Origin of the sequence: Aeromonas sp. R4-1 (assembly GCF_040908325.1) — a bacterium.
Classification (GTDB): Bacteria; Pseudomonadota; Gammaproteobacteria; order Enterobacterales; family Aeromonadaceae; genus Aeromonas; species Aeromonas veronii.
The window spans coordinates 20,815-45,227 of record NZ_JBFODM010000074.1 but is presented as its reverse complement, the minus strand read 5'-3'; the positions used below and the strand labels follow the sequence as shown (position 1 = coordinate 45,227).

At 60.7% G+C, this 24,413-nt stretch carries 22 protein-coding genes; 16 read left to right on the top strand and 6 right to left on the bottom strand.

Annotated features, from left to right (window positions below):
* Positions 1 to 5 precede the first annotated feature (5 nt).
* Entirely contained in the window at positions 6 to 1,550 is a 1,545-nt protein-coding gene (gene lnt / locus AB5Y90_RS12985) for an apolipoprotein N-acyltransferase (RefSeq protein WP_307896339.1), read from the top strand.
* A 67-nt stretch (positions 1,551 to 1,617) separates the two neighbouring features.
* Here the strand turns inward: lnt and AB5Y90_RS12980 are convergent, their stop codons facing one another.
* From AB5Y90_RS12980 to AB5Y90_RS12970, 3 genes are all read right to left on the bottom strand, one after another.
* The gene (locus AB5Y90_RS12980; protein WP_307896338.1) at positions 1,618 to 2,802 is read right to left on the bottom strand and encodes a MerR family transcriptional regulator; all 1,185 of its coding nucleotides are present in this window, start codon (positions 2,800 to 2,802) and stop codon (positions 1,618 to 1,620) included.
* A 157-nt stretch (positions 2,803 to 2,959) separates the two neighbouring features.
* Positions 2,960 to 4,690 (bottom strand): single-stranded-DNA-specific exonuclease RecJ, encoded by a 1,731-nt coding sequence (gene recJ / locus AB5Y90_RS12975; RefSeq protein ID WP_307896337.1) that lies wholly within the window; start codon positions 4,688 to 4,690, stop codon positions 2,960 to 2,962.
* On the bottom strand, positions 4,656 to 5,303 hold the full coding sequence (locus AB5Y90_RS12970) for a disulfide isomerase DsbC N-terminal domain-containing protein (protein WP_005335146.1): 648 nt from the start codon (positions 5,301 to 5,303) through the stop codon (positions 4,656 to 4,658). The genes recJ and AB5Y90_RS12970 overlap by 35 nt, the downstream gene beginning before the upstream one ends.
* A 316-nt stretch (positions 5,304 to 5,619) precedes the next feature.
* On the opposite strand from AB5Y90_RS12970, the gene mscL reads away from it, so the two are divergent.
* Positions 5,620 to 6,030 (top strand): large-conductance mechanosensitive channel protein MscL, encoded by a 411-nt coding sequence (gene mscL / locus AB5Y90_RS12965; protein WP_047438040.1) that lies wholly within the window; start codon positions 5,620 to 5,622, stop codon positions 6,028 to 6,030.
* Between the two features lie 71 nt (positions 6,031 to 6,101).
* Here the strand turns inward: mscL and xerD are convergent, their stop codons facing one another.
* Positions 6,102 to 7,001 (bottom strand): site-specific tyrosine recombinase XerD, encoded by a 900-nt coding sequence (gene xerD, locus AB5Y90_RS12960; protein ID WP_307896336.1) that lies wholly within the window; start codon positions 6,999 to 7,001, stop codon positions 6,102 to 6,104.
* 250 nt (positions 7,002 to 7,251) lie between these two features.
* On the opposite strand from xerD, the gene fldB reads away from it, so the two are divergent.
* The 3 genes from fldB (at position 7,252) to AB5Y90_RS12945 (ending at position 10,713) form a co-directional block, all read left to right on the top strand.
* Entirely contained in the window at positions 7,252 to 7,770 is a 519-nt protein-coding gene (gene fldB, locus AB5Y90_RS12955) for a flavodoxin FldB (protein WP_307896335.1), read from the top strand.
* Positions 7,771 to 7,972: 202 nt separating this feature from the next.
* Complete coding sequence (locus tag AB5Y90_RS12950; RefSeq protein ID WP_307896334.1) at positions 7,973 to 9,373, top strand: TldD/PmbA family protein; 1,401 nt, start codon at positions 7,973 to 7,975, stop codon at positions 9,371 to 9,373.
* On the top strand, positions 9,373 to 10,713 hold the full coding sequence (locus AB5Y90_RS12945) for a TldD/PmbA family protein (RefSeq protein ID WP_368166937.1): 1,341 nt from the start codon (positions 9,373 to 9,375) through the stop codon (positions 10,711 to 10,713). Before AB5Y90_RS12950 ends, AB5Y90_RS12945 begins: the two co-directional genes overlap by 1 nt.
* A gap of 62 nt (positions 10,714 to 10,775) precedes the next feature.
* On the opposite strand, the gene AB5Y90_RS12940 is transcribed toward AB5Y90_RS12945, so the two are convergent.
* Positions 10,776 to 11,327: a hypothetical protein gene (locus AB5Y90_RS12940; RefSeq protein ID WP_101529549.1), complete on the bottom strand. Its 552-nt coding sequence runs from the start codon at positions 11,325 to 11,327 to the stop codon at positions 10,776 to 10,778.
* Positions 11,328 to 11,410: 83 nt separating this feature from the next.
* Positions 11,411 to 11,905 (bottom strand): zinc ribbon-containing protein, encoded by a 495-nt coding sequence (locus AB5Y90_RS12935; RefSeq protein WP_005335155.1) that lies wholly within the window; start codon positions 11,903 to 11,905, stop codon positions 11,411 to 11,413.
* A gap of 145 nt (positions 11,906 to 12,050) precedes the next feature.
* On the opposite strand from AB5Y90_RS12935, the gene leuS reads away from it, so the two are divergent.
* The 11 genes from leuS to AB5Y90_RS12880 all read left to right on the top strand — a co-directional run bounded on the left by leuS (position 12,051) and on the right by AB5Y90_RS12880 (position 24,240).
* A complete protein-coding gene (leuS, locus tag AB5Y90_RS12930; RefSeq protein ID WP_307896332.1) occupies positions 12,051 to 14,627 on the top strand; it encodes a leucine--tRNA ligase in 2,577 nt (858 codons plus the stop codon).
* 98 nt (positions 14,628 to 14,725) lie between these two features.
* Positions 14,726 to 15,208, top strand: a complete 483-nt coding sequence (gene lptE, locus AB5Y90_RS12925; RefSeq protein WP_005335160.1) for an LPS assembly lipoprotein LptE — start codon at positions 14,726 to 14,728, stop codon at positions 15,206 to 15,208.
* Positions 15,208 to 16,245: a DNA polymerase III subunit delta gene (gene holA, locus AB5Y90_RS12920; RefSeq protein ID WP_257124462.1), complete on the top strand. Its 1,038-nt coding sequence runs from the start codon at positions 15,208 to 15,210 to the stop codon at positions 16,243 to 16,245. Before lptE ends, holA begins: the two co-directional genes overlap by 1 nt.
* Positions 16,239 to 16,889 carry a nicotinate-nucleotide adenylyltransferase gene (gene nadD, locus AB5Y90_RS12915; RefSeq protein ID WP_257124461.1) on the top strand — a complete coding sequence of 217 codons (651 nt, stop codon included), beginning with the start codon at positions 16,239 to 16,241 and terminating at the stop codon, positions 16,887 to 16,889. Before holA ends, nadD begins: the two co-directional genes overlap by 7 nt.
* A gap of 103 nt (positions 16,890 to 16,992) precedes the next feature.
* Entirely contained in the window at positions 16,993 to 17,334 is a 342-nt protein-coding gene (rsfS, locus tag AB5Y90_RS12910) for a ribosome silencing factor (RefSeq protein ID WP_005335165.1), read from the top strand.
* Positions 17,335 to 17,353: 19 nt separating this feature from the next.
* Positions 17,354 to 17,821: a 23S rRNA (pseudouridine(1915)-N(3))-methyltransferase RlmH gene (gene rlmH, locus AB5Y90_RS12905; RefSeq protein WP_005335166.1), complete on the top strand. Its 468-nt coding sequence runs from the start codon at positions 17,354 to 17,356 to the stop codon at positions 17,819 to 17,821.
* Between the two features lie 103 nt (positions 17,822 to 17,924).
* Positions 17,925 to 19,841 (top strand): penicillin-binding protein 2, encoded by a 1,917-nt coding sequence (gene mrdA / locus AB5Y90_RS12900; protein ID WP_040066816.1) that lies wholly within the window; start codon positions 17,925 to 17,927, stop codon positions 19,839 to 19,841.
* Positions 19,834 to 20,937: a rod shape-determining protein RodA gene (gene rodA, locus AB5Y90_RS12895; RefSeq protein ID WP_005335170.1), complete on the top strand. Its 1,104-nt coding sequence runs from the start codon at positions 19,834 to 19,836 to the stop codon at positions 20,935 to 20,937. The genes mrdA and rodA overlap by 8 nt, the downstream gene beginning before the upstream one ends.
* Positions 20,937 to 21,935 carry a lytic murein transglycosylase B gene (mltB, locus tag AB5Y90_RS12890; protein ID WP_307896331.1) on the top strand — a complete coding sequence of 333 codons (999 nt, stop codon included), beginning with the start codon at positions 20,937 to 20,939 and terminating at the stop codon, positions 21,933 to 21,935. Before rodA ends, mltB begins: the two co-directional genes overlap by 1 nt.
* A complete protein-coding gene (locus tag AB5Y90_RS12885) occupies positions 21,877 to 22,857 on the top strand; it encodes a septal ring lytic transglycosylase RlpA family protein (RefSeq protein WP_139436793.1) in 981 nt (326 codons plus the stop codon). Before mltB ends, AB5Y90_RS12885 begins: the two co-directional genes overlap by 59 nt.
* 186 nt (positions 22,858 to 23,043) lie before the next feature.
* The gene (locus AB5Y90_RS12880; protein WP_005335176.1) at positions 23,044 to 24,240 is read left to right on the top strand and encodes a D-alanyl-D-alanine carboxypeptidase family protein; all 1,197 of its coding nucleotides are present in this window, start codon (positions 23,044 to 23,046) and stop codon (positions 24,238 to 24,240) included.
* Positions 24,241 to 24,413: the final 173 nt, after the last annotated feature.

The window sequence follows — 24,413 nt, the reverse complement described above, 5'->3', positions numbered from 1 at the left end:
CGCCCGTGAGAATATCCCCTGTTACTTCCAAAATTCTGTTAAGCCTTAGCGCGCTGGCCTCTGGCGCCATCGCCGTGCTGGCCTTCTCCCCCTTCGGCTACTGGCCGCTGGTGATCCCCTCCCTGCTTGGCCTCTACGCTCTGCTGGACAAAGCCACGCCGAAACAGGCTGCCTGGCGCGGTTTTGGCTACGCTATGGGACTCTTTTTGCCGGGCCTGTGGTGGATCCACGTCAGCATGACCGAGTTTGGTGGCATCCCGCTGCCGGTCGCCTTTGTGCTGCTGGCCGGGCTCTCCGCCTATCTGGCCCTCTACCCGACGCTCGCCTGCTGGGTCTTTGCCCGCTTTTTTGGCGGCCGTCACTGGAGCCGCTGGCTGCTCGCCTTCCCGGCCCTCTGGTTGGTGGCTGACTGGCTGCGCGGCTGGGTGATGACCGGCTTCCCCTGGCTCTGGTTTGGCTACAGCCAGATCGACGGCCCCCTCAAGGGCTTTGCCCCCATTCTCGGGGTACAGGGCATCACCCTTGCTCTGCTGTTCTCCGCTTCCGCTATCTGGCTGGTGTGGAAGTCCCGCTCCCCTCTCTGGCTGGCGGTGCCTGCCATGCTGGTGGCCGGTGCTCACGGTCTGATGCAGCTCAACTGGGTGACCCGTGGCGAGCCGGTCAAGGTGGCACTGGTGCAGGGCAATATCGCCCAGTCCCTCAAGTGGGATCCGGAGGCGCTGGCCCCCACGGTGCGCACCTATCAGGACTTGAGCCGCGAGAATCAGGATGCCGACATCATCGTCTGGCCGGAATCGGCGATCCCGGCCATCGAGAAGGCGATGGGCCCCTATCTGGAGAATCTGGACAAGGCGATGAAGGTGAACGATACCGGCCTGCTGGCTGGGATCATTCACTACGACGAGCAGCAACAGCGCTTCTACAATACCGTGCTCGGCATGGGGGTGCAGGATGCGGATGGCAAGGAGTCCTACTTCTACAACCACCCCAACCGCTACAACAAGTACCACCTGCTGCCCATCGGCGAGTTCGTGCCATTTGAAGATCTGTTGCGCCCCATCGCCCCCTTCTTCAACCTGCCGATGTCCTCCTTCAGCCGGGGTGACGAAGTGCAGCCCAACCTGATCGCCAAGGGGCTCAAGTTTGCCGCCGCCATCTGCTACGAGATCATCTTCCCGGAGGAGGTACGCCGCAACGTCAATGCCGATACCGACTTCCTGCTGACCGTCTCCAACGATGCCTGGTTCGGCACCAGCATCGGTCCCTGGCAGCATATGGAGATCGCCCGGATGCGCGCGCTGGAGCTGGCTCGTCCGCTGCTGCGGGACACCAACACCGGCATCACTATCGTCACCGAGATCGACGGCAGCATCATCGGCCAGATCCCGCAGTTTGAAGCGGGCGTGCTGCGCAGCGAGGTACGTCCCGCCCACGGCGAGACCCCCTACATGCGCTTTGGCAGCTGGCCCCTCTATGGCCTGACCGTACTGCTGCTGGGTCTGGCGCTGGCGCTGCGCCCCAAGGCCCACCCCTGGGCCCGCGAGCTGTAATGGCCATCCACCATCCCTGATAAACAACGAGGCGCCCGCAGGCGCCTCGTTTTTTTACGACAGCTAATCACGCATCTTTTTGCAGGCAGCAGATCACATAGCCGTAACTGCCCAGATATTGGCGGTGGATGGCCACTTCCCGACTCAAGTCCTGCCAGGCGGGGCTCTCCCCCAGCTCGTCTCGATAGCGCACCAGATTGACCTCGATAGGGTCCAGATAGTTGTTCCAGGCGCTCATCGGCAAGGGAGTGTGTGACAGGCAGCGGTAGCCTGCCGCTTGTACCGTCTCAAGCAGGCCCGCCAGCGTCTGCAAGGCGGGATAATCCTGCTGCCAGAATGCCAATGCCTCCTCGGGCGGGTTATCGGTCAGCCAGACCGCATCACTCAGCACGATGCAAGCCTGTGGGCTCGCAAGCAGCGGACGCCACGCCTTCAGTGCATTGGCAACCCCCATCACGTAAGCGCTCCCCTCTGCCCAGATGAGGTCGGCCGGGGCCAGATCGTCCGGCAGTGCCGCCATGTTGGCGCAGAGGGTGGAGACATGCTCAAAGCCTGCTGCACGGGCGGAGTGCGCCACGGCGGCCAGCGCCTCCTCTTCCAGATCGATGGCCACAATGGCGGCATCGGTCACCTGAGCCAGCGCCATGGTCGAGGCACCGCGCCCGCAGCCCATGTCGAGGATCCGGCGCGGCCGAATGGGCAAGGCGGCAAACTGCTGCTGGGTGAAGGCGCGATCCCCCGGCCCCCAGTAACTCATGCCATCCAGCAGCTGGATAAAGTCTTTGATGTAACGCTCATGTTCATTCATATCTTTGCTCAACCATTGCAAGTGGTAGCGATCTTTCTCGCTAAAACCCTGTTTCATCACCCACGCGAAGTAGGCCTCCGGTGCCTCGCGCTGCAGTTGCAGCTGCCAGGCCTTGAATTCCTCACCGGAGCGCGGGCGCAGCCCTGCCAGATCCGCCAACAGATCCCGGGCGCGCTGCATCCGCGCCAGCTCCTCATCCAGCTCCCTGACCCGGGCCTGCAATGCCGCCTGATCTATCTCGCCAGCCAGACAGGCGAGGCACTGCTTGAGGCTGAGACCACCTGCCTGCAGGGCCTGCACCATCTGCAGTCGCTGCAGATCCCCCTCGTCATAGTGGCGATAGCCGTTGGCGGCCCGGGTGCCGGCAATCACCCCCAGCTTCTCGTAATAGAGCAGGGTGGAGCGGGCGAGGCCGCAGCGGCGGGCCAGTTCGGATATTTTCATGGCAATCACTCACGGTGCGGGCCCTCAGGTGACCCGATAGAGACGAGCTTAAACTGTAAAGCTATAGACAGGTCAACGCCCTTTTCCAGAGATCCGCCAACAAAAACGGCCACCCGAGGGTGGCCGTTGTCAGCGATAGGGCTGCGATGCTCTTGACTCAGAGACCGGCTGCCTCCAGATGCTCCACCAGCAGCTGCACGCTGCGGTTGCCGCGCCACTCGTTGACGTCAAGCCGGTAGACAAGCCGCACCCGTTTGACCGTGGCATCGGGCCAGCGCTTGAGATCGACGCCAAAGGCGATGGCATCCACCGCGTGACCGGAATCGGTGGTCAGCATCATTTTGAGGTGTTTCTCCCCCACCAGCCGCTGCTGCACCAGCACGAACTCGCCGTCAAACAGCGGCTCGGGGAAGGCCTGACCCCAGGGGCCGGAGGCGCGAATCAGCTCCGCCAGCTCGATATTGAGCTCATCCGGCAACAACTCGCCATCGGTGAGCAGCACCCCGGTCAAGAGCTCCGGCGTCACCAGCTCGCTGATGACCGCCTCAAAGGCCCGACCAAACGCCTCAATGTTGGCCTTGGGCAGGGTCAACCCCGCCGCCATGGCATGGCCACCAAACTTGCCCATCAGGCCCGGGTGGCGGGTATCGAGCAGTTCCAGCGCATCGCGCAAGTGCACGCCGGGGATGGAGCGGCCGGAGCCCTTGAGCTCGCTCTCGCTGCTCTCGGCAAAGGCAATGACCGGGCGGTAGTACTTCTCCTTCACCTTGGAAGCCACCAGCCCCACCACCCCCTGATGCCACTCGTTGCGGTGCAGCACTATGCCCGACGGCACCTCGCCATCGCGAAACCGGATCTGCTCCAGAGTGGCGAGGGCCTCCTGCTGCATCCCCTGCTCGATCTCCTTGCGCTCCTGATTGAGGCTGTCCATCTCGGCCGCAAGCTGGCGCGCCAGATTGAGATCATCGCAGAGCAGACAGGCGACCCCGAGGGACATGTCATCGAGACGGCCCACCGCATTGAGGCGTGGCCCCAGTGCAAAACCGAGGTCGGCGGCGGTGAGGCGACGACCATCGCGGCCCGACACATCCACCAGCGCCTGAATGCCGGGGCGACAGCGCCCGGCCCGGATCCGCTGCAAGCCCTGATGGACCAAAATGCGGTTGTTGCCATCGAGCGCCACCACGTCGGCGACCGTGCCGAGGGCCACCAGATCGAGGTAATCCGCCACATTGGGGGCTCGCAACCCTTGCCGTTCGTACCAGCCGAGCTGACGCAGATGGGTGTTGAGGGCCGCCATCAGGTAGAAGGCTACCCCCACCCCGGCCAGCGACTTGGAGGGGAAATCGCAACCATGCTGGTTCGGGTTGACGATGGCATCGGCGTCAGGCAGCTCCTGACCCGGTAAATGGTGATCGGTAACCAGTACCTGCATGCCCGCCGCCTTGGCTGCCGCCACCCCGGCGATGCTGGAGATGCCGTTATCCACCGTGATCAGAAACTCGGCGCCGCGGGCCACCGCCAGCTCAACAATTTCGGGGGTGAGGCCGTAGCCAAACTCGAAGCGGTTGGGCACCAGAAAATCGATGTGGCGACCCCCCATGGCGCGCAGGGCCAGCACACACAGCGCCGAACTGGTGGCACCATCGCAGTCGAAGTCGCCGACAATCAGGATCCGTTTCTGGGCAATCAGGGCATCCGCCAGCAGCGGCACCGCCTGCTCCATCCCATAGAGGCGCTGGGGCGGCAACAGCTGGCTGGCGCTGCGCTCCAGCAGGGCGGGATCCTCTACGCCACGGCTGGCGAAGATTTGGCGAAGCAGAGGATGCAAAGTGGCAGGCAGATGGGAATCATCAACTCGCGGACGACGACGGATTTGCAGGGACATCAATATGATCCAGTATCTTGAGCAGCTGTTCGGGGCTCTGATACCCGCGCACCAGATCCCCGTCGGAGGAGACCCAGGCCGGCAGTACCTTGACCCCCAACCATTGGCTCAGGCCAATATTTTGGATAAGGGTCTCACTACATGCCGTTTGAGGCAAATAGGCTTTTAACGGATCATTTTGCAGCAGGGGATCGCTGCACCAGTCGGCGGCCCGCTCGGCGTGATCAATCACCGGATAGAGTGCCACGCTCACCCCGGATGCCTGCAGGTGTTGCAAGGTGCCGGAGAGCTGACGACGTTTGGCATCCTGCTCGCCGAGAAACAGTGCAACCCGGTGACGCTCATCACGGGCCTTGAGCACGATGGGGGCATGAGCCACCTGCGCCAGCCCAAGTCGGCGCTGCTCGCGCATACCCGAGATGGTCAGGTTCTTCATGTCGCGAGTCATATCCAGCATGACCCCCTGCACCACATAATCCCCTTTGGCATCGCTGTAGAGCACCCCCTGTGAGGTGCCCAGCATATACAACCCCGCAATCGGGGTCGGTTCAACCAGATAGACGGGAACCCCCAGCCGGGCCGTGATGGTCTGTTTCAAGGCTTGGGTATCCATCCCCGCTCTGGCAGCAAATGTGCACAAAAGCATCATTCCCAGTAGTAAATACTTCACTTGTTTACTCACGTGGTATGAATGAATCGACCCAGCAAACTACAGCAGCACAGCTCATCATTCAACCAGCTACTTACCAAAAAATTAATATCACTTTGTACCAAAAAAATGGCTCCCCCCGATTGCCAAGGACTCATAACGCCCGCAAGCTAGTCAGGACGACAGGAATAACGCGGCTTAGCCTCTGTTTTTCCTGACAAGAGTTCGCCCTTTGGTAAGGGTAATCAACGCGCTATCTTGTTTAATTTCGGAGGAAATAATGAGTCTGATTCAAGAGTTCAAAGCCTTTGCCGCCCGCGGCAACGTCATCGATATGGCGGTCGGTATCATCATTGGTGCCGCCTTCGGCAAAATTGTCTCCTCTTTTGTCGGTGACGTAATCATGCCGCCCATCGGCCTGATCCTGGGCGGCGTGGACTTCAGCGACCTGGCGGTCACTCTGAAGGCCGCAGAAGGTGCAACACCCGCCGTAGTTATCGCCTATGGTAAGTTCATCCAGACCATCATCGACTTTCTGATCATCTCTTTTGCCATCTTCATGGGACTGAAAGCCATCAACACCCTCAAGAAAAAGCAGGAAGAGGAAGCCGCCGCCCCGGCAGGCCCAACCAAGGATCAGGAGCTGCTGACCGAGATCCGTGATCTGCTGAAATCCCAGCAAGGGAAATAAGCGCCATCTCCTGTCGTGTAGAGATAAAAAACCGCCTGCTGGCGGTTTTTTGTTTTTGGGAGGCCAGCCACTCAAGCTCTGGGGTGATGCTCCCCGTGCAGCGCCTTGAGTCGCTCGTTGGCCACATGGGTGTAGATTTGGGTAGTGGAGAGATCCGCGTGACCCAGCAGCATCTGCACAACCCGCAGGTCTGCGCCGTGGTTGAGCAGATGGGTTGCAAAGGCGTGGCGCAAGGTATGGGGGGATAGCTCGCCGTTAATCCCGGCCCGCAGGGCATAGAGCTTGATGCGATGCCAGAAGGTCTGGCGAGTCATCATACGGGCCTGCTTGGAGGGAAATACCACATCCGAGCTGGTGCCCCCCAGCAGCAGGGTGCGGGCCTCCCGGTAGTAACGCTCCAGCCAGTGCATCGCCTCCTCGCCCATCGGCACCAGCCGCTCCTTGTTGCCCTTGCCCACTACGCGCACCAAGCCCTGACGCAAACTAACATGCTCGGCAGTGAGCCCCACCAGCTCGGAAACCCGCAGCCCGGTGGCGTAGAGCAGCTCCAGCATCGCCTTGTCCCGCAACTCCAGCGGGTCATCCACCAGCGGCGCACTCAGCAACGCATCCACCTCCGTTTCGCTTAAATCGGAGGGGAGTTTTTTCGGCAGCTTGGGCCCCCCCAGCAGCACGGTCGGATCATCGCTGCGCAGCTTCTCACGGTTGAGATACTGATAGAAACGGCGCAGGGCCGACAGGAAGCGGGCCGTACTGCTGGCCGCAAACTGGTGATCGACCCGCCAGGCGAGGTAGTGCTGGATCTCGTCCATCCCCGCCAGCAGCAGCGAGCTCCCCTGCTCGTCGAGCCAAAGGGAGAACTTCTCCAGATCGCTGCGATAGGAGCTGACCGTGTTGTCAGACAATCCCCGCTCCAGCCAGAGGGCATCGAGGAAGGGTTCAATCAGGGGATGGGGGTCAGGCTTGCTCATGGTGCGCTGCAATCAGGGGAAAGATGGCCCATTGTAACGCGCCAACTCCTTGGAAAGACAAGGCACTTTCATTGGAAAGGTAAGGCTCGTATGCCACGCCCCTTGCCGGGCGGTGAAGGTCGAATGGCAATCTGCTAGACTGGCGCCCTCCCCTTACGTTACCCATCGTGTTGCCAACATGGCGCTGCCCACACGAGCATGCGAGAACGCGCCAAAAGCAAGCGAGAAAGCGCCAACAGAGAGAAGAGCGATGAAGATTGGTCTGTTTTACGGTTCCACCACCTGCTACACCGAGATGGCTGCCGAGAAGATCCGCGCCCTCATCGGCCCCGAGCTGGTGGATATTCACAATATCAAGGATGTCTCCCTGCGCCGGATGGAGGATTACGAGATCCTGATCCTCGGCATCTCCACCTGGGATTTTGGCGAACTGCAGGAGGATTGGGAGTCCCGGTGGGAAGATATCGCCGATCTCCATCTGGAGGGACGCATCGTGGCCCTGTTTGGCCTCGGCGATCAGCTCGGTTATGGCGAATGGTTCCAGGACGCCCTCGGCATGCTGCACGCTCAGCTGGTGCCAAAAGGGGTCAAGCTGGTGGGCTACTGGCCCAACGAAGGGTACGAATTCGATGCCTCCAAGGCACTGATCGACGATGGCCGTCACTTCGTCGGGCTGGCCCTCGATGATGCCAACCAATATGACCAGACCGATCCGCGCATCGAGCAGTGGGTCGAGCAGATCCTGAGCGAAATTCACGCCCTGCTCTGATCTTTCCCACGTTTTGGCAAAACGACCCTGAGCGCCTGGCCCTGGCCGCCGGGCGCAGTTATCGCACCGATTTTCTCAATCGGTATCATCGCATGACGCTATAGCGACTTTTTTGTGCTGGTCTGCAACAATGGACTCGACATCCCATAACAATCAGAGCCGGATGTCGGAAGCAAACGGACAGACCAGAAAAGGATATTCTATGACTCCATTCTCCCTGTTGGCCCCCGCTATCGCCCGCGACGTGCTCGATCACGCACTGGCACTCGGGGCCGATTTCGCCGAGCTGTTTGTCGAGCGCAAGCGCCGCAGCCAGCTCAGCCTGCTCTCCAGCCAGATAGAGAACATCAGCGGTGGCCTCGATTTCGGCATCGGCGTGCGCCTCTGCTATGGCCACAAGGTGCTCTACGGCTACACCAATCTGGCCAGCCGCGACGAGCTGCTGCGTATCGTCACCCTGCTGGCGGCCAAAGACCGCCGCGACCCTGTGGTGACCGCCACCGCCTTCGATTTCACCCGCCTGACCGACCGCAACCCGGTCGCGCTGCCGCTGTCGGCAGACAAGCTGCTGGAGCAGAAGATCGCTTATCTGCACGCCATGGATGCGGTGGCCCGCGCCGAGAGCGACAAGGTGAGCCAGTTCTCCGGCAACGTGCTGGGCTGGGAGCAGGAGGTGGAGATCTTCAACAGCGAAGGGCTGCAAGTGGCAGATCGCCGCCACTACAACCGCATCATGGCCCAGACCATCGCCCGCGAAGGGAGCGAGCAGAGCGTCGGCTATGAGGCGCCGGGCGCCCTGATGGGCTGGGAACATGCCGAGCGCATCGATCCGCGCGAGCTGGCGCTCACCGCCACCCGTCAGGCACTGGTGAAACTGGGGGCTGCCCCCTGCCCGAGCGGCACCCTGCCGGTCATCATGGAGAACGGCTTTGGCGGCGTCATCTTCCACGAGGCGTGCGGCCACCTGCTGGAGACCACCTCGGTGGCCAAGAAGGCCTCGGTATTCCACGACAAGATGGGCCAGCTTATCGCCAATCCGGTGGTCAATGCGGTGGACGAAGGCTTGCAGAGCAACGTCTGGGGCTCCATCAACGTCGATGACGAGGGGATGGCGACCCAGCATACCCAGCTCATCAAGGACGGTGTGCTGACCGGTTTTCTGGTGGACAGAATGGGCGCCCTCAAGACCGGTTATGCCCGCACCGGCTCGGGTCGGCGCGAATCGTACAAGTACGCCCCCACCTCGCGCATGCGCAACACCTATATCGAGCCGGGCAACCACAGCCTCGACGACATGCTGGCCACGGTGGAGCACGGCATCTACGCCAAAAAGATGGGGGGCGGCTCGGTACAGCCCGGCACCGGCGAGTTCAACTTCAACGTGCAGGAGGCCTACCTCATCGAGCACGGCAAAATCACCAGACCGCTCAAGTCGGCCACCCTGATCGGCACCGGCCCGCAGGTGCTGAAAGAGATCTCCATGGTGGGCAGCAATCTGGCGCTGGCCGCCGGCATGTGCGGCTCGGTCTCGGGCTCGGTCCCCACCTCGGTGGGCCAGCCGGCGCTGAAAGTGGACAATATTCTGGTGGGAGGGAACGCCTGATGAGCCAACTCGACATGAACCAACTGCTCACCCGCCTGCTGGACAAGGTGGCCGAACTCAACGCCGAAGCGGACATCATCGCCAATCAGGAGAGAGCCTTCTCCCTCAAGGCCGACAAGGGCGAACTCGGCGAATACAAGGTGACCAGCAGTCAGCAGCTCGGCATTCGTCTGATCAGGGAGGGCCGGGTCGGCATCGCCTACTCGGAATCCCTCGATGAGGCGGCGCTCGATGCCATGCTGCAGGATGCGCTAGATGCCAGCCGCTTTGCCAAGGTAGACCCGGATCAGCGCATCTCGGTGGCCAGTAGCCGGCTCACCACAGATTGCGCCGAGATCAATCAACCCGATACTACGCCGATTGAGGAGAAGATCGCTCTGGCCCTGCGCCTGGAGTCAGACATGCTGGCCATGCCCGATGTGAGCGGCGCCCCCTACAACAGCTTCTTCGAAGGGGAGAGCCAGCTCTGGCTCGCCAACAGTCAGGGCACCCTCTGCCAGCACGGTGAGTTCAGCGTCGGCTGCTACACCTCGGCACTGGTCGAACTGGATGGCCGCCAGTCGATGCACTCGCAAGGGCTGTATGGCCGTTGCTTTGACGAGCTGGATAGCCAGCGGCTCATCGCGCAGATCTACGCCGTCGCCAGCGACCTGCTGCCGGGCGAGGCAGTACCAAGCGGTCGTTACAGCGTCATCTTTAGCACCAACTGCTTCGCCAGCCTGTTTGGCTGCTTTCAGGGTGTGCTGTCGGGCAAGTGGGCCCAACAAGGGATCAACCCCTGGCGCAGCAAGATCGGCCAAAGCGTGGCGTCACGCTGGCTTACTCTGGAAAGCCGGGTCTATATGCCTGGCGGCATGAACATCAAGGCGTTTGATGGCGAGGGAGCTGCCAGCTCGGATCTGCTGCTGATTGGCGAAGGGGAGCTGAAAACCCTGCTCCACAACAGCGCCACCGCCCGCCACTTTGGCGTCGCCAGCAACGGCTCGGCTGCTCGCGGTGCCCGCAGTGCCCTCGATGTGACCGCTCGCCATCTGGTGTTTGGCGCGGGCCCCCACTGCGAAGCGGAAGTGCAGAGCGGCGACTATCTGGAGCTGGTCAAGCTGGATGGCCTGCATTCGGGTGCCGATGCGGTGAGCGGTGACTTCTCCTTTGGCGCATCGGGTTTCCTCTGCCGCGATGGGGTGCGACTGCAGCCGGTGCGCGGCATCACGGTAGCGGGCAACTTCTACCGCCTGCTGGGCGAGCTGGAAGCGGTCGGCGATACCCTGCACCACAACGACGGCAAGGGCTTCTACGCCCCGCAGATCCGTTTTGGCGGCCTCTCCGTCGCGGGCAAGTAAACGCCCCGACGAAACCTGCAAGTAAGAAAAAGGCGCCTGATGGCGCCTTTTTGCTATTTATCTCATTCTACAAACGCTGCAGATTTTTTAGCTGATTGCTTTTGTGCCCTTTCTATTGCGCCCAGAAACTCAGGGATTGCATCGGCATAAGACATTCCACCACTAGGATGTTTAACGCATGCCCATTCAACAGGCAATTCAGGCAACTGCTCCCACATTTGATGCCCCAAAACAAGGATCACATCTGGCTGTAGTTCCTGCACAACCACTTTCAAAGCACAAACAGCCCGCTCCCACATTGCAGTAGTTGGTCGGATACGGCCTACATCCCCAACAAACTCTTGAATGTAGTTATAAAAAGCAACATGCCTCCATGTTTCATGCCGCTCTTCAATACTTACCGCTCCTGCTTCACAGCGTAATAGCTTCGTAAGCTTGGTGAAAAAAGGTGACCCAGCACAAAAAGCATGTTCGTTAACAACGAATTGTGTGTAATCGGGAGAAAGATCTTCCGCATCACCATAATGAGATTCACCAAGAACCATTACTCGCACACCGTAATGGCTTTCGTAATACTTGTCGCCAATATACGGCTTGAAAAAAATCTGCGTCACTGCACTGCATCCTCACATTGTGTTTTCTCAATTCACACCAACGCTGCGGTATCGAACTACGTCGTTCAATAAGCTTTTCAAACTCAGGGTGAAAGCGGCTCGCGGTGATACTCGGCGCAGCCACACTCGGGGCAGGTATCGAGCTGTTGTGGGTGTAGCACGGTATGGCGCCAGCCGCACTGGTCGCACACCATGACCCCGAGCCCTACCCAGTCACCCGCTTCGTAAACCCCCTTGTGCTCGAGCTCGTCGGCCAGCTCGCGCCACTCCACCTGGGCGCGGTCGGTCACATCCGCCAGCCAGGACCAGGCGGTGTCTTTCAGGGCCAGCATAAAGGCGGACTCTTCCACCTGCGCACTATCGTCATGGCGCCCCTCGTCATAGTTGCCCAGATCCCGCTTCACGTACTCGGCGATGAGCGCCAGTTCGTCCTGAGTGAGGTCACTTGCTGCCTCCAGATAGGCCTGCACCTTGGCAATCATCCGGTTGAGGCGCTCCCCCTGGAACTCTTCAGTCTCTTGCCACTGTTTTTGCAGCTCGGCAATGAAGGCTTCGTACCCTTTTTGACGTTTGTCCATGGCTCTAACTCCTCTACTAAACCCTGATCTGGCCCGGCTTAAGGCCCAAGGGACGCTGGCGGTTGTTGCCGCCGCAGGATATGGGTATTCTATTGCGATTTCCCAGCTGATTTATCTATTCATTTCACAGATCCGGATGTCACCAATGCAAGAGCAATACGTTCCCCAATCAATCGAACCAGCAGTGCAAAAGCACTGGGATGCCAAGAAAACCTTCAAGGCCGTGGAGAAGGTAGACAAGGAGAAGTTCTACTGCCTGTCCATGTTCCCCTATCCGTCTGGTCGACTACACATGGGGCACGTTCGTAACTACACCATAGGTGATGTGATCTCCCGTTATCAACGCCTCAATGGCAAGAACGTGCTGCAACCCATCGGTTGGGATGCCTTCGGCCTGCCGGCGGAAAACGCCGCCATCAAGAACAACACGGCGCCGGCCCCCTGGACCTACGAAAACATCGAATACATGAAGAACCAGCTGAAGATGCTGGGTCTGGGTTATGACTGGGATCGTGAAGTCGCCACCTGCAAACCGGATTACTACCGCTGGGAGCAGTGGTTCTTCACCAAGCTCTACGAGAAGGGTTTGGTCTACAAGAAGACCTCCTCCGTCAACTGGTGCCCGAACGACATGACAGTGCTGGCCAACGAGCAGGTGGTCGACAACTGCTGCTGGCGCTGTGATACCCCGGTGGAGCAGAAAGAGATCCCCCAGTGGTTCATCAAGATCACCGACTACGCCGAAGAGCTGCTCAACGACATCGACAATCTGGAAGGCTGGCCGGAGATGGTCAAGACCATGCAGCGCAACTGGATTGGCCGCTCCGAAGGGGTCAACATCAGCTTCGCTATCGAGGGTCAGGCTGAGCAGCTGGAGGTCTATACCACCCGTCCGGACACCTTCATGGGCGTCACCTATGTCGGTATCGCCGCCGGTCACCCGCTGGCGCTGCAAGCAGCCCAGAACAATCCTGAGCTGGCCGCCTTTATCGAAGAGTGCAAGAACACCAAGGTAGCCGAAGCCGAGCTGGCCACCATGGAGAAGAAGGGCATGGCCACCGGCCTCTATGCCATTCACCCGCTGGATGGCCGCAAGGTACCGGTCTGGGTCGCCAACTTCGTGCTGATGAACTACGGCACCGGCGCCGTAATGGCGGTTCCGGCCCACGATCAGCGTGACTTCGAATTCGCCACCAAATATGGCCTCGACATCAAGGCGGTGATCAAGCCGGTTGATGGCGACGTCGACGTGAGCGAAGCCGCTTACACCGAGAAGGGCGTGCTGTTCAACTCCGGCGAGTTCGACGGTCTCGACTTCCAGGGCGCCTTCGATGCCATCGCCAGCAAGCTGGAAGGGCTCGGCAAGGGCAAGCGTACCGTCAACTACCGTCTGCGTGACTGGGGTGTCTCCCGTCAGCGTTACTGGGGCGCCCCCATCCCGATGCTGACCCTGGCTGACGGCACCGTAGTGCCGACGCCGGAAGACCAGCTGCCGGTGCTGCTGCCGGAAGATGTGGTGATGGATGGTATCCAGAGCCCAATCAAAGCCGACGCCGAGTGGGCCAAGACCACTTACAACGGTCAGGAAGCGTTCCGCGAGACCGATACCTTCGACACCTTTATGGAGTCCTCCTGGTACTACGCGCGCTACTGCTCCCCGGACTACGACAAGGGCATGCTGGATCCGGCGGCTGCCAACCACTGGCTGCCGGTGGATCAGTACATCGGCGGTATCGAGCACGCCTGTATGCACCTGCTCTACGCCCGCTTCTTCCACAAGCTGCTGCGTGACGCAGGGCTCGTGAACAGCGACGAACCGTTCAAGCGCCTGCTCTGTCAGGGCATGGTGCTGGCCGACGCCTTCTACTACAAGGACGAGAAGGGCGGCAACGTCTGGGTCAGCCCGACCGACGTCAAGGTAGAGCGTGACGAGAAGGGTCGCATCACCAAGGCCATCGACAACGAAGGTCGTGAGGTAATGCACTCCGGCATGACCAAGATGTCCAAGTCCAAGAACAACGGCATCGACCCGCAGCTGATGGTCGAGCGTTACGGCGCCGATACCGTCCGTCTGTTCATGATGTTCGCCTCTCCGGCAGAGATGACCCTGGAGTGGTCCGACTCAGGCGTAGAGGGTGCCCAGCGCTTCCTGCGTCGCCTGTGGCGCGTCACCTTCGAACACGTTTCCGGTGGCGCCGTTGCCGCACTGGATGTAGCAGCTCTCACCAACGAGCAGAAAGCGGTACGCCGTGAACTCCACAAGACCATCGCCAAGGTGAGTGATGACGTGGGTCGCCGTCAGACCTTCAACACCGCCATCGCCGCCATCATGGAGCTGATGAACAATCTCTCCAAGCTGGGCAACGACGAGCAGGACCGCGCCCTGATGCAGGAAGCGCTGGAAGCCGTGGTGGTCATGCTCTACCCCATCACCCCGCACATCGGCTTCGAGCTGTGGAAGATGCTGGGCAAGGGCGACGACATCGATCACGCAGCCTGGCCGGTGGCCGATGAAGCGGCCATGGTCGAGACCGAGAAGCTGGTGGTGGTACAGATCAACGGTAAGATGCGCGGCAAACTGACCGTGCCGGCCGAGATCAGCCAGGCCGACATCGAGAAGCTGGCGATGGCTGATGCCTCCGTGCAGAAGTTCACCGACGGGCTGACCGTGCGCAAGGTGATCTATGTACCTGGCAAGCTGCTCAATATTGTCGCTAACTAATTGGCTGCCAACTGATCATTGCCAATCTGTGACAGCAAACGGATGATAACGGCGGGCCCTGCACCCGCCGCTTTCCCTTAATGCAAAGAGGATTTTCTATGGGCACCATCTTCACCCGCTGGATGGCCATCGTGCTGGCTGGTCTGCTGCTGCAAGGCTGCGGCTTTCACATGCGCGGTAACGGCATTCCGAGCGAGCTGATGACCATGAAGGTCGTGGGCGACAACAAGAGCGACTTCTACCGGATGGTTACCACCCGCCTGAAGGCCTCTGGCGTGACCCTGGCCGACAAGGAGGGCATTCCGGTGCTCACTCTGGGCGGCGTAGGCAGCACCAGCCAGGTTGCCTCGGTCAACGCGCTGGGGACGGACACCGAATATGTGCTGGGCTTTGGTACCCAGTTCACCATCTCGGTACCGGGCAAGCCGACTCAGGTCTTCCCCATCAACTTCAACCGCAGCTTCCTCAACAAGCCGGATGCAGCGCTCGCCTCCTCCCGTGAGCAGGAGCAGCTTAACCGCGAAATGCAGGAGCAGGCGGCCAATCAGGTGATCCGGCAGTTGAGTCAGGTCAGCTTCTGATGCGGATCTACCCGGAACAATTTGGTGACCACCTCAAAGCAGGGCTTCGGCCCTGCTATCTCGTTTTTGGCGACGAGCCCCTGTTGCGACTGGAGGCCATCGATGCCATCCGTCAGGTCGCCCGCAAGCAGGGTTTCGATGAGCGCCACACCTTCGTGGTGGAACAGGGGCTGGACTGGAATCAGGTCTACGATGCCTGTCAGGCCATGAGCCTCTTCTCCGCCCGCCAGATCATCGAGCTGGAGCTGCCCGCCAAGGTGGACAAGGATCTTGCCGCCCGCATCAGCGAAATCGGCAAGCAGCTTCATCCAGATTTGCTGCTGGTGCTGAGTGGCGGTCGCCTCAACCAGACCCAGATGAAGGCAGCCTGGTTCGACAAGCTCTACCAGATTGGCACCTATGTGCCGGTCAACCATCCGGAGCCCAAGTTCTTCCCCCGCTGGATGAGTGCCCGCTTTGCGCGTTTCGGCCTCAAGGCGCTGCCGGATGCCATCAACTTCATGTGCCACTCCTACGAGGGCAACCTGCTGGCCGCCAGCCAGGAGATCGATAAGCTGACCCTGCTCTCGCCGCCCCAACCCATCAGCGTCACCTATCTGCAAGAGACCATTATCCGCCACGCCCACTTCACCCCGTTCCAGCTGGTCGATACCCTGCTGGAGGGCAAGGTGAACCGGGCCCAGCGCATTCTGGCCGCCCTGCGGGCCGAAGGCACCGAGCCGGGCATGCTGGCCTGGACCCTCTGCCGCGAGCTGGAGCAGCTGACCGAGCTGTCGCTGGCGATGCGCAACGGCCAGCCGCTGGGTGAGCACTTCAGCCGCCTGCGCATCTGGCAGAGCCGCCAGCAGCTCATTCAGCAAGCACTGACCCGCCTGCCATTTGCCAAGTTGCAGCAACTGTGGCAACTGATGGCCCAATTGGACGATGCCCAGCGCCGCTTCGATACCGAACAGGCGTGGCTGATGCTGCAGACCATTGCCCTCGGCTTTCGTGATGGCACCCCGCTGCCGCTGGTGATGGAGAGCAGCCCGTGCTGAAGGCGCCCATTGGCCTGCTGGGGGGCACGTTCGATCCTATCCATATCGGCCATCTGCGCCCGGCCATCGAGGCGCGCGATGCCCTCGGGCTGGCCGAGATGCGGCTGATCCCGAACCATATCCCGCCCCACCGTGCCAATCCGTTCTGCTCCAGCGAACAGCGTCTTGCCATGGTCAAACTGGCGGCGGCAGAGAACCACCACTTTGTGGTGGATGAGCGGGAGCTGAGACGGGACAAGCCCTCTTACACCATCGATACCCTCATCGAGCTGCGTCATGAACTGCCCGATACGCCGCTCTGTTTTCTGATGGGGATGGATTCCCTGCTGAGCCTGCCAAGCTGGCACCGCTGGCAGGAGCTGCTCGACTATGCCCATCTGGTGGTGAGCGTGCGGCCGGGCTGGCAGCCGGATTATCCGGCCGAGGTGGCGCAGCTGCTGGCGCGCCATCACACCACAGATGCCAACGCGCTGCATCTGCGTCTGGCCGGTCATATCTGGCTGGCGGACAACCAGCCCATCGAACTGTCAGCCACCCGACTGCGAGCCTTGCTGGATGAGGGGCAAGACACCCGCTACCTCTTGCCCGAGTCGGTTGCGCACTATATTGATCAACAGGGGCTCTACCGCGCCAACCGCCGCTAGCCCCTGTCGTAATCCTGCCCCACCCGATGGGAAACGGGAGTGACCATGATATAATCCGCCGCCCTGACGCAAACGCTGCGCGCCGGAATACAGGAGAGACTCATTGCAAGGCCAAGAATTGCATGCCTTTATCATCGACAAGATCGATGACATGAAAGGCCGCGACATTATCACCCTCGATGTACGCGGCAAATCCAGCATTACTGACACCATGATCATCTGTTCCGGCAACTCAAGTCGTCACGTCAGCGCCATTGCCCACCATCTGGCCAGCGAGGCCCGCCACGCGGGTCTGGATCTGCTGAGCGTGGAAGGGCAACTGAGCGGTGAATGGGTGCTGGTAGATATGGGCTCGGTGATCGTGCATGTGATGCAGGATGAACATCGTGACTTCTACCAACTGGAAAAGCTGTGGAGCGGTGCCGCTCAAATGAATACGCAATAAGAGCACAAGTGTAACGACCATGAAGATCCAGTTGATTGCGGTGGGCACCAAGATGCCCGCCTGGGTAGAGCATGGCTTCGAAGAGTATCGTCGCCGCTTCCCCAAAGACATGCCGTTTGAACTCGTCGAGATCGGCGCAGGCAAACGGGGCAAAAATGCCGACATTCCCCGCATCCTGCAGAAGGAAGGGGAAGCCATGCTGGCGGCTGCGGGGCGCTCGCGCATCGTCACCCTCGACATTCCGGGCAAGCCCTGGACCACGGAGCAGCTGGCGACCCAGCTGGAGGCGTGGAAACTCGATGGCCGCGATGTAGCCCTGCTGGTAGGCGGGCCGGAAGGCTTGTCCCCCGAGTGCAAAGCTGCCGCCGAACAGAGCTGGTCACTGTCACCGCTCACCCTGCCCCATCCGCTGGTGCGGGTGCTGGTGGCTGAGAGCCTCTATCGGGCCTGGAGCATCACCACCAATCATCCGTATCACAGAGAGTGAGCCATGCGTCTCTGGAGTCTCACCTCTCATATTCACCCCTATCACAGAGAGTGAACAATGCAGTTCCTGCTCTTATTGCCCCCAAGGGTCTTGAGGTAAAGGCATGCTGAAACAACGCATCGAAATGCGCGATCACAGTGCCGAGGGCAATCTGTTCTTCCGGCGCACCCTGGTAGCCTACATCGGCATCGTCGTGCTGATGCTGGTGCTGCTGGGCAATCTCTATTATCTGCAGGTCGAGTCCTACGACACCTACCAGACTCGCTCCAACTCCAACCGCATCCGCGTGGTGCCGGTGGCGCCGCCACGGGGCCTCATCTATGACGCCAACGGCGTGCTGCTGGCGGAAAACCGCCCGGTCTACAGTCTGGAAATCGTGCCGGAAGAGACCAAGGATCTCGAAAAAACCGCCGACCAGCTGATCACCCTGCTGGGTCTGCCAGAGGGCACCAAGGAGAAGTTCCTCGCCGAAGTGAAGCGCCAGCGCCGCTTCAAGCCGGTCCCCCTCTACGAGAAACTGACCGAATATCAGGTAGCCCTCTTCTCAGTCAATCAGCATAACTACCCGGGCGCCAGCATCGAGGCCTACCTCAAGCGCTACTACCCGTTTGGTGACACCCTCACCCACGCTTTGGGCTATGTGGCCAAGATCAATACCCGTGACGTGGAGCGCCTCGAGAAGGAAGAAAAACTCGCCAACTATGCAGCCACCAAGGATATCGGCAAGCAGGGGGTGGAGAAGTATTACGAGGATGAGCTGCACGGTGTGGCGGGCTATCAGGAGGTCGAGGTGAACAACCGCGGCCGGATTGTCCGTACCCTCAAGTTCCAGCCGCCTATTCCCGGCAAGGATATCTACCTCAATATCGACGTCCGGATGCAGCTCAAGGCCCAGCAACTGCTGGCCGGCCAGCGCGGCGCCATCGTGATGATGGACCCGAGAACCGGCGCCATCATCGCCATGGAGTCGAGCCCGAGCTATGACCCCAACCTGTTCGTGACCGGCATCTCCAGCGCCAACTACTCGGCGCTGCTCAACGATCCGGCGCGGCCGCTGGTGAACCGCACCACTCAGGGCATCTATGCCCCCGCCTCCACCGTCAAACCCATGATGTCGGTAATGGGGCTCAACGAGGGGGCCATTACCCCGGGCTACCGCTATTTCGGCGGCCCGAGCTTCTCTATTCCCGGTACCACCAAGAAGTTTCGCGACTGGCGCCGCTGGGGACACGGCTGGCTCGATGTCTATCGCGCCATCGAGGTCTCGGCAGATACCTATTTCTACGATCTCGCCTATCGGGTCGGCATCGACAAGATCCACAGCTACATGACCAAGTTCGGCTTCGGTCAGTACAGTGGCGTCGACCTCTATGAAGAGACCAAGGGAGTCATGCCATCCCGTGACTGGAAAATGGCCCGCTGGCGTCAGCCCTGGTATCAGGGGGACACCATCTCCATCGGTATCGGTCAGGGTTACTGGAGCGCCACGCCAATCCAGCTGGCCAAGGCGATCAGCATCCTGACCCAGAATGGCCACGATGTGACCCCGCACCTGCTCAAGAGCACCGCCTCCCAAGCGGGAGTGGTCGATGCTCCGATCAACCCGAACATGGCGCTCAAAACCAAGAGCGACAGCTACTGGCAGGTGGCGCGGGAGGGGATGTGGCGAGTGATCAACGGCCACGAAGGTACCGGCCGTCGCGCTTTTGCCAACACCCCCTATGTGGCGGCAGGCAAGTCCGGCACCGCCCAGGTGGTCAACATGAAAGAGAATCAGGTCTACAACGCCAAAACCATGAAAGTGGAGCATCGCGACAATGCCCTGTTTGTCGCCTTTGCCCCCTATGAAACACCCAAGGCAGTCGTGGCGCTGGTGCTGGAGAACGCCGGTGGTGGCAGTACCAATGCGGCCCCCGTTGCTCGCCAGATGCTGGATGCCTATCTGCTGCCCCCTGATCCGCAACTGCCACCGGCACCGGAAAAGCCGTCCCAACCGAGTGAGGTCGCTCCCAATGAGTAATTCTGCCCGCCAGCAGAGCATCTGGTACAAGCTGCATATCGACTTGCCCCTGCTGCTCGGTCTGCTGGCCGTGATGACCCTCTCCATGGTGGTGCTCTACTCCGCCTCCGGTCAGGATATGGACTCTATCGTGCGCCAGCTGGTGCGCGGCGGCCTCGCCTTTGCCCTGATGATCGGCCTGGCCCAGCTGCCCCCCTCCCTCTACGCCCGCTGGTCGGTGCCGCTGTTCGCCGTAGTGGTGCTGATGCTGATTGCGGTGGACGTGTTCGGCCACATCGGCAAGGGGGCCCAGCGCTGGCTCGATCTGGGCTTTATGAAGTTCCAGCCCTCCGAGGTAATGAAGCTCTCCATGCCGATCATGGTGGCCGCCTGGCTCAGTCGCCACTCGCTGCCCCCCAAGTTCAGCCATGTGGTGATCGCCCTCATCATGGTGCTGCTGCCCACCCTGCTGATCGCCGCCCAGCCTGACCTTGGCACCTCCATTCTGGTTGCAGCCTCCGGCTTCTTCGTCATCTTCCTGGCGGGGCTCAGCTGGTGGCTGATCGGTTTGGCGGTCCTGCTGATGCTGGCCTTTATGCCGGTGCTCTGGTTCTTCCTGATGCACGACTACCAGCGCCAGCGGGTGCTGATGCTGCTCGACCCGGAGAAAGACCCGCTCGGCCGCGGCTATCACATCATCCAGTCCAAAATTGCCATCGGCTCCGGCGGCGTCTTTGGCAAGGGGTGGCTGCAAGGGACCCAGTCCCAGCTGGAGTTTTTACCAGAACGGCATACCGACTTTATCTTCGCGGTATTCAGCGAGGAGTTCGGTCTGGTGGGGGTTGCCCTGCTGCTGGTGCTCTACCTCTACGTCATCAGCCGCTGCCTGTTTATCTCGATGCAGGCCCAGAACAGCTTCGAGCGACTGCTGGGTGGTGCCATCACCCTCACCTTCTTCGTCTATGTGTTCGTCAACATGGGCATGGTGAGCGGCATCTTGCCGGTGGTAGGGGTGCCCCTGCCGCTGGTGAGCTATGGCGGCACCTCCATGGTGACCCTGATGGCCGGATTCGGTATCCTGATGTCCATTCAGACTCATAGAAGACTGCTCGCCTGATGAGACGGGTTGGATTGCTGCTCTCCCTCGCCACCACGATGGCGACCGCCGCCGTGGCGCCGGATCGGTTGGCCCTGCTCGCCGAACAGCAACAGGTGCCGCTGGCGGAGTTGCAGGCCGCGGTCGCCCGCGCCCAGTTGCGCCAAGAGGTGCTCGACACCATCAGCAAGCCGTGGGAAGCCAAACCCTGGCATCGCTACCGGCCGCTGTTCGTTACCCCGGATCGCATCCGTGACGGCCAGCTGTTCTGGCAACAGCATGCCGCCACGCTGACGCGAGCCGAGCAGACCTATCGGGTGCCCGCCTCGCTCATCGTGGCCATCATAGGGGTAGAAACCTTCTATGGTCGTCAGATGGGCCGTCATCCGGTGCTCGATAGCCTCTACACCCTGGGGTTTCACTACCCCGAGCGGGCCGACTTCTTTGCCAAGGAGTTTGCCCAGCTGGTGGTGCTGGCCAAAGAGGAAGGGTGGCAACTCGATACCCTCAAGGGCTCCTATGCCGGCGCTATGGGGATGGGGCAGTTCATGCCCTCCAGCTATCGCCACTACGCCGTCGATTTTGACGGGGATGGCAAGCGGGATCTGTTTGCCAACCCGGTCGATGCCATCGGCAGCGTGGCCAACTATTTTGCCAGCCACCAGTGGCGCTGGGGCGAATCCGTGGTGGAACCGGCCCAGATCGGGTTGATGGCAGTCGAACCTCTACTCAGGCCTGAGCCCGAGCTAACACAACAGTGGTCAGAACTGGCGGCGGCAGGGATTGAGCTCGCCACGCCGCTGGCCCCACAGACGCCGGTCAAGTTGCTGGCGTTTGCCCAAGCCGATGGACCGGAATACTGGGTCGCACGGCATAACTTTTATGTGATCACCCGTTACAATCGCAGCCCACTCTATGCGATGGCGGTGTATCAACTTAGCCAAGCCATTCAGGAAGCGTATGCATCTTCGTCACAAACTCCTCCCGCTCAGCCTGAGCTTGTTGCTGGCCGCCTGTAGCAGCCAGCCGGAACAGAGCGCCCCCGTCGAGCCGCAAGCACCGGTCAGCAAGCCACCCGTTATCGAGATCCCGCAAGCCACCGGCGCAATTCCGCGCCCCGAGCCCCTGAGTGCCAGCGGCAACCGGGACTACTGGATCGGCAAGCAGAAGCACGAGGTGTGGCGCGACATCAAACACTACAGCGAAGAGGGCACCGCCAGCTGGTTGTCGCCGGATCTGGACGGCCAGAAGACCGCGAACGGCGATGTGCTGGACAGCAAGCTGTTCAGTGCCGCCCACCGCAACCTGCCCATCCCAAGCTATGTGCGGGTCACCAATCTGGACAACGGGCTGGAGACCATAGTGCGGGTCAACGATCGCGGCCCGTTCAACAGCCCGCGCCTGATCGACCTCTCCTACGCAGCGGCCAAGCAGCTGGAGATGGTCGATAGCGGTGAGGCCCGAGTACGGCTGGAGCTGATCAGCGACACTCCGGACCAGATGGTGATCATGGAGCCGATGAAGCCCATCGAAATGACTCCGACCACTCCGGCTGCGGCCTCCAACACGCTGTCGCAAGATGGCTTCCTGGGTGAACCAACCGCACTGGCGATGGCCACTCCCGCCGCCGAACCCGCTCCCGTCAAAGCGCCCGCGGCCACGCCCGCCAAAGCGGCACCTGTCAAGCCAGCGCCTGCCAAGGCTGCAGCGCCTGCCAGCAGTGGTGATGGCAAGATGATCCAGGTACTGGCCAGCGGCTCCCGGGATCGGGCCGAGGCAATGGGCAAGGTGATGACCCAGCGTTACGGCGTGCCCTACCGAATCGATGCTCATGGCGCCATTTTCCGGGTGCTGATTGGCCCGGTCGCCGCCGACCAGCAGGCAAGTGTGCTGGAAAAAGTACGTCAGGGCGGACTGGAACAGGCCTTTATCGTGCCCTGATCGCCCCCCTTTGCTGCGGATGTGACTAACCGCTTACTTACTGTCATCACGTCGTTTTATGGCGTGATGACAGGGAGTGATGGATAAAAAACCAGTTCTGATCGCCATCTCGGGCTATAACCTGCGGGCGCATCTGGTATAGTTAGGCCCGCATTTTATCCCCATCTGGCTCGCAGGAATTTCAAGATGTCCAAATTTGCCCGTTCAGTTCTTCTGGCCTCACTGATCAGCGTAACCGCCCAGGCCAATACGCCGGTGCCGACACCGACCCCGAATGCCATGCCCATGGTGGTTCCCGCCGCGCCGGAGATCTCCGCCAAGGCCCATATTCTGATCGACTACTACTCCGGTCAGGTACTGGCCGAGCAGAACGCCGAAGAGCGTCTGCCGCCCGCCAGTCTGACCAAGATGATGACCTCCTACATCATCGGCCAGGAGCTGCTGAAGGGGAACATCAAGCGCACCGACATGGTGACCATTAGCCAGAACGCCTGGTCCAAGAACTACTCCGACTCCTCCAAGATGTTTATCGAGGTGGGCAAGCAGGTCTCCGTCGATGACCTGAACAAGGGCATCATCATCCAGTCCGGCAACGACGCCTGTGTCGCCATGGCTGAGTTCCTGGCAGGCAGCACCGACTCCTTCGCCAGCCTGATGAACAGCTGGGCCGCCAAGCTCGGCATGAATGACAGCCACTTCATGAACCCGCACGGTCTGGATGCGGAAGGTCACTACAGTACCGCTCACGACATGGCCCGTCTGGGTCAGGCGCTGATCCGCGACCTGCCGGAGGAGTACAAGATCTACTCCCAGAAATCCTTCGTCTTCAACGGCATCACCCAGCACAACCGCAACCGTCTGCTGTGGGATCAATCCCTGCAGGTGGATGGCATCAAGACTGGCCACGTCAGCCAGGTCGGCTATAACCTGGTCTCCTCTGCCACCAACAACGAAGGCATGCGCCTGATCGCCGTGGTACTGGGCGCCAGCAGCGAAGCCTCCCGCGCCGCCGAGAGCAAAAAACTGCTCACCTATGGCTTCCGCTTCTTCCAGAGCCTGACCCCGTACAAGGCAGGCACCGAGCTGGTCACCCAGAAGATCTGGATGGGCGACAAACCGGAAGTGAAACTGGGCGTCGACAAAGATGTCTCCGTGCTGGTCACCCGCGGTCAGGGCAACAACCTGAAGGCTGACTTCCAGCTCGACAGCGAACTCAAAGCGCCGCTGGCCAAGGGTCAGCGCGTCGGGACCGTGTTCCTGAAGCAGGGCGACAAAGAGATCAAGCAAGTGCCGCTGGTCGCCCTGGAAGAGGTGCAGGAAGGTGGCTTGATGAGCCGTCTGTGGGACTACCTGGTACTGCTGGTCACCAGCTGGTTCAAGTAATCCAACGTACAATCCTCACCAAACAGCGGCGCCAACAGGCGCCGCTGCTGTCTGTGACGGACAAAGGCAGTGAATAACCCTGTAAACTGCAGGTTCCGCCTTACCCTGATTTGTGGTAAAAAGCAGCACTTCCATCCTTGTCTGACCGATCCTGGCCTTGATCCCGGTCCGGG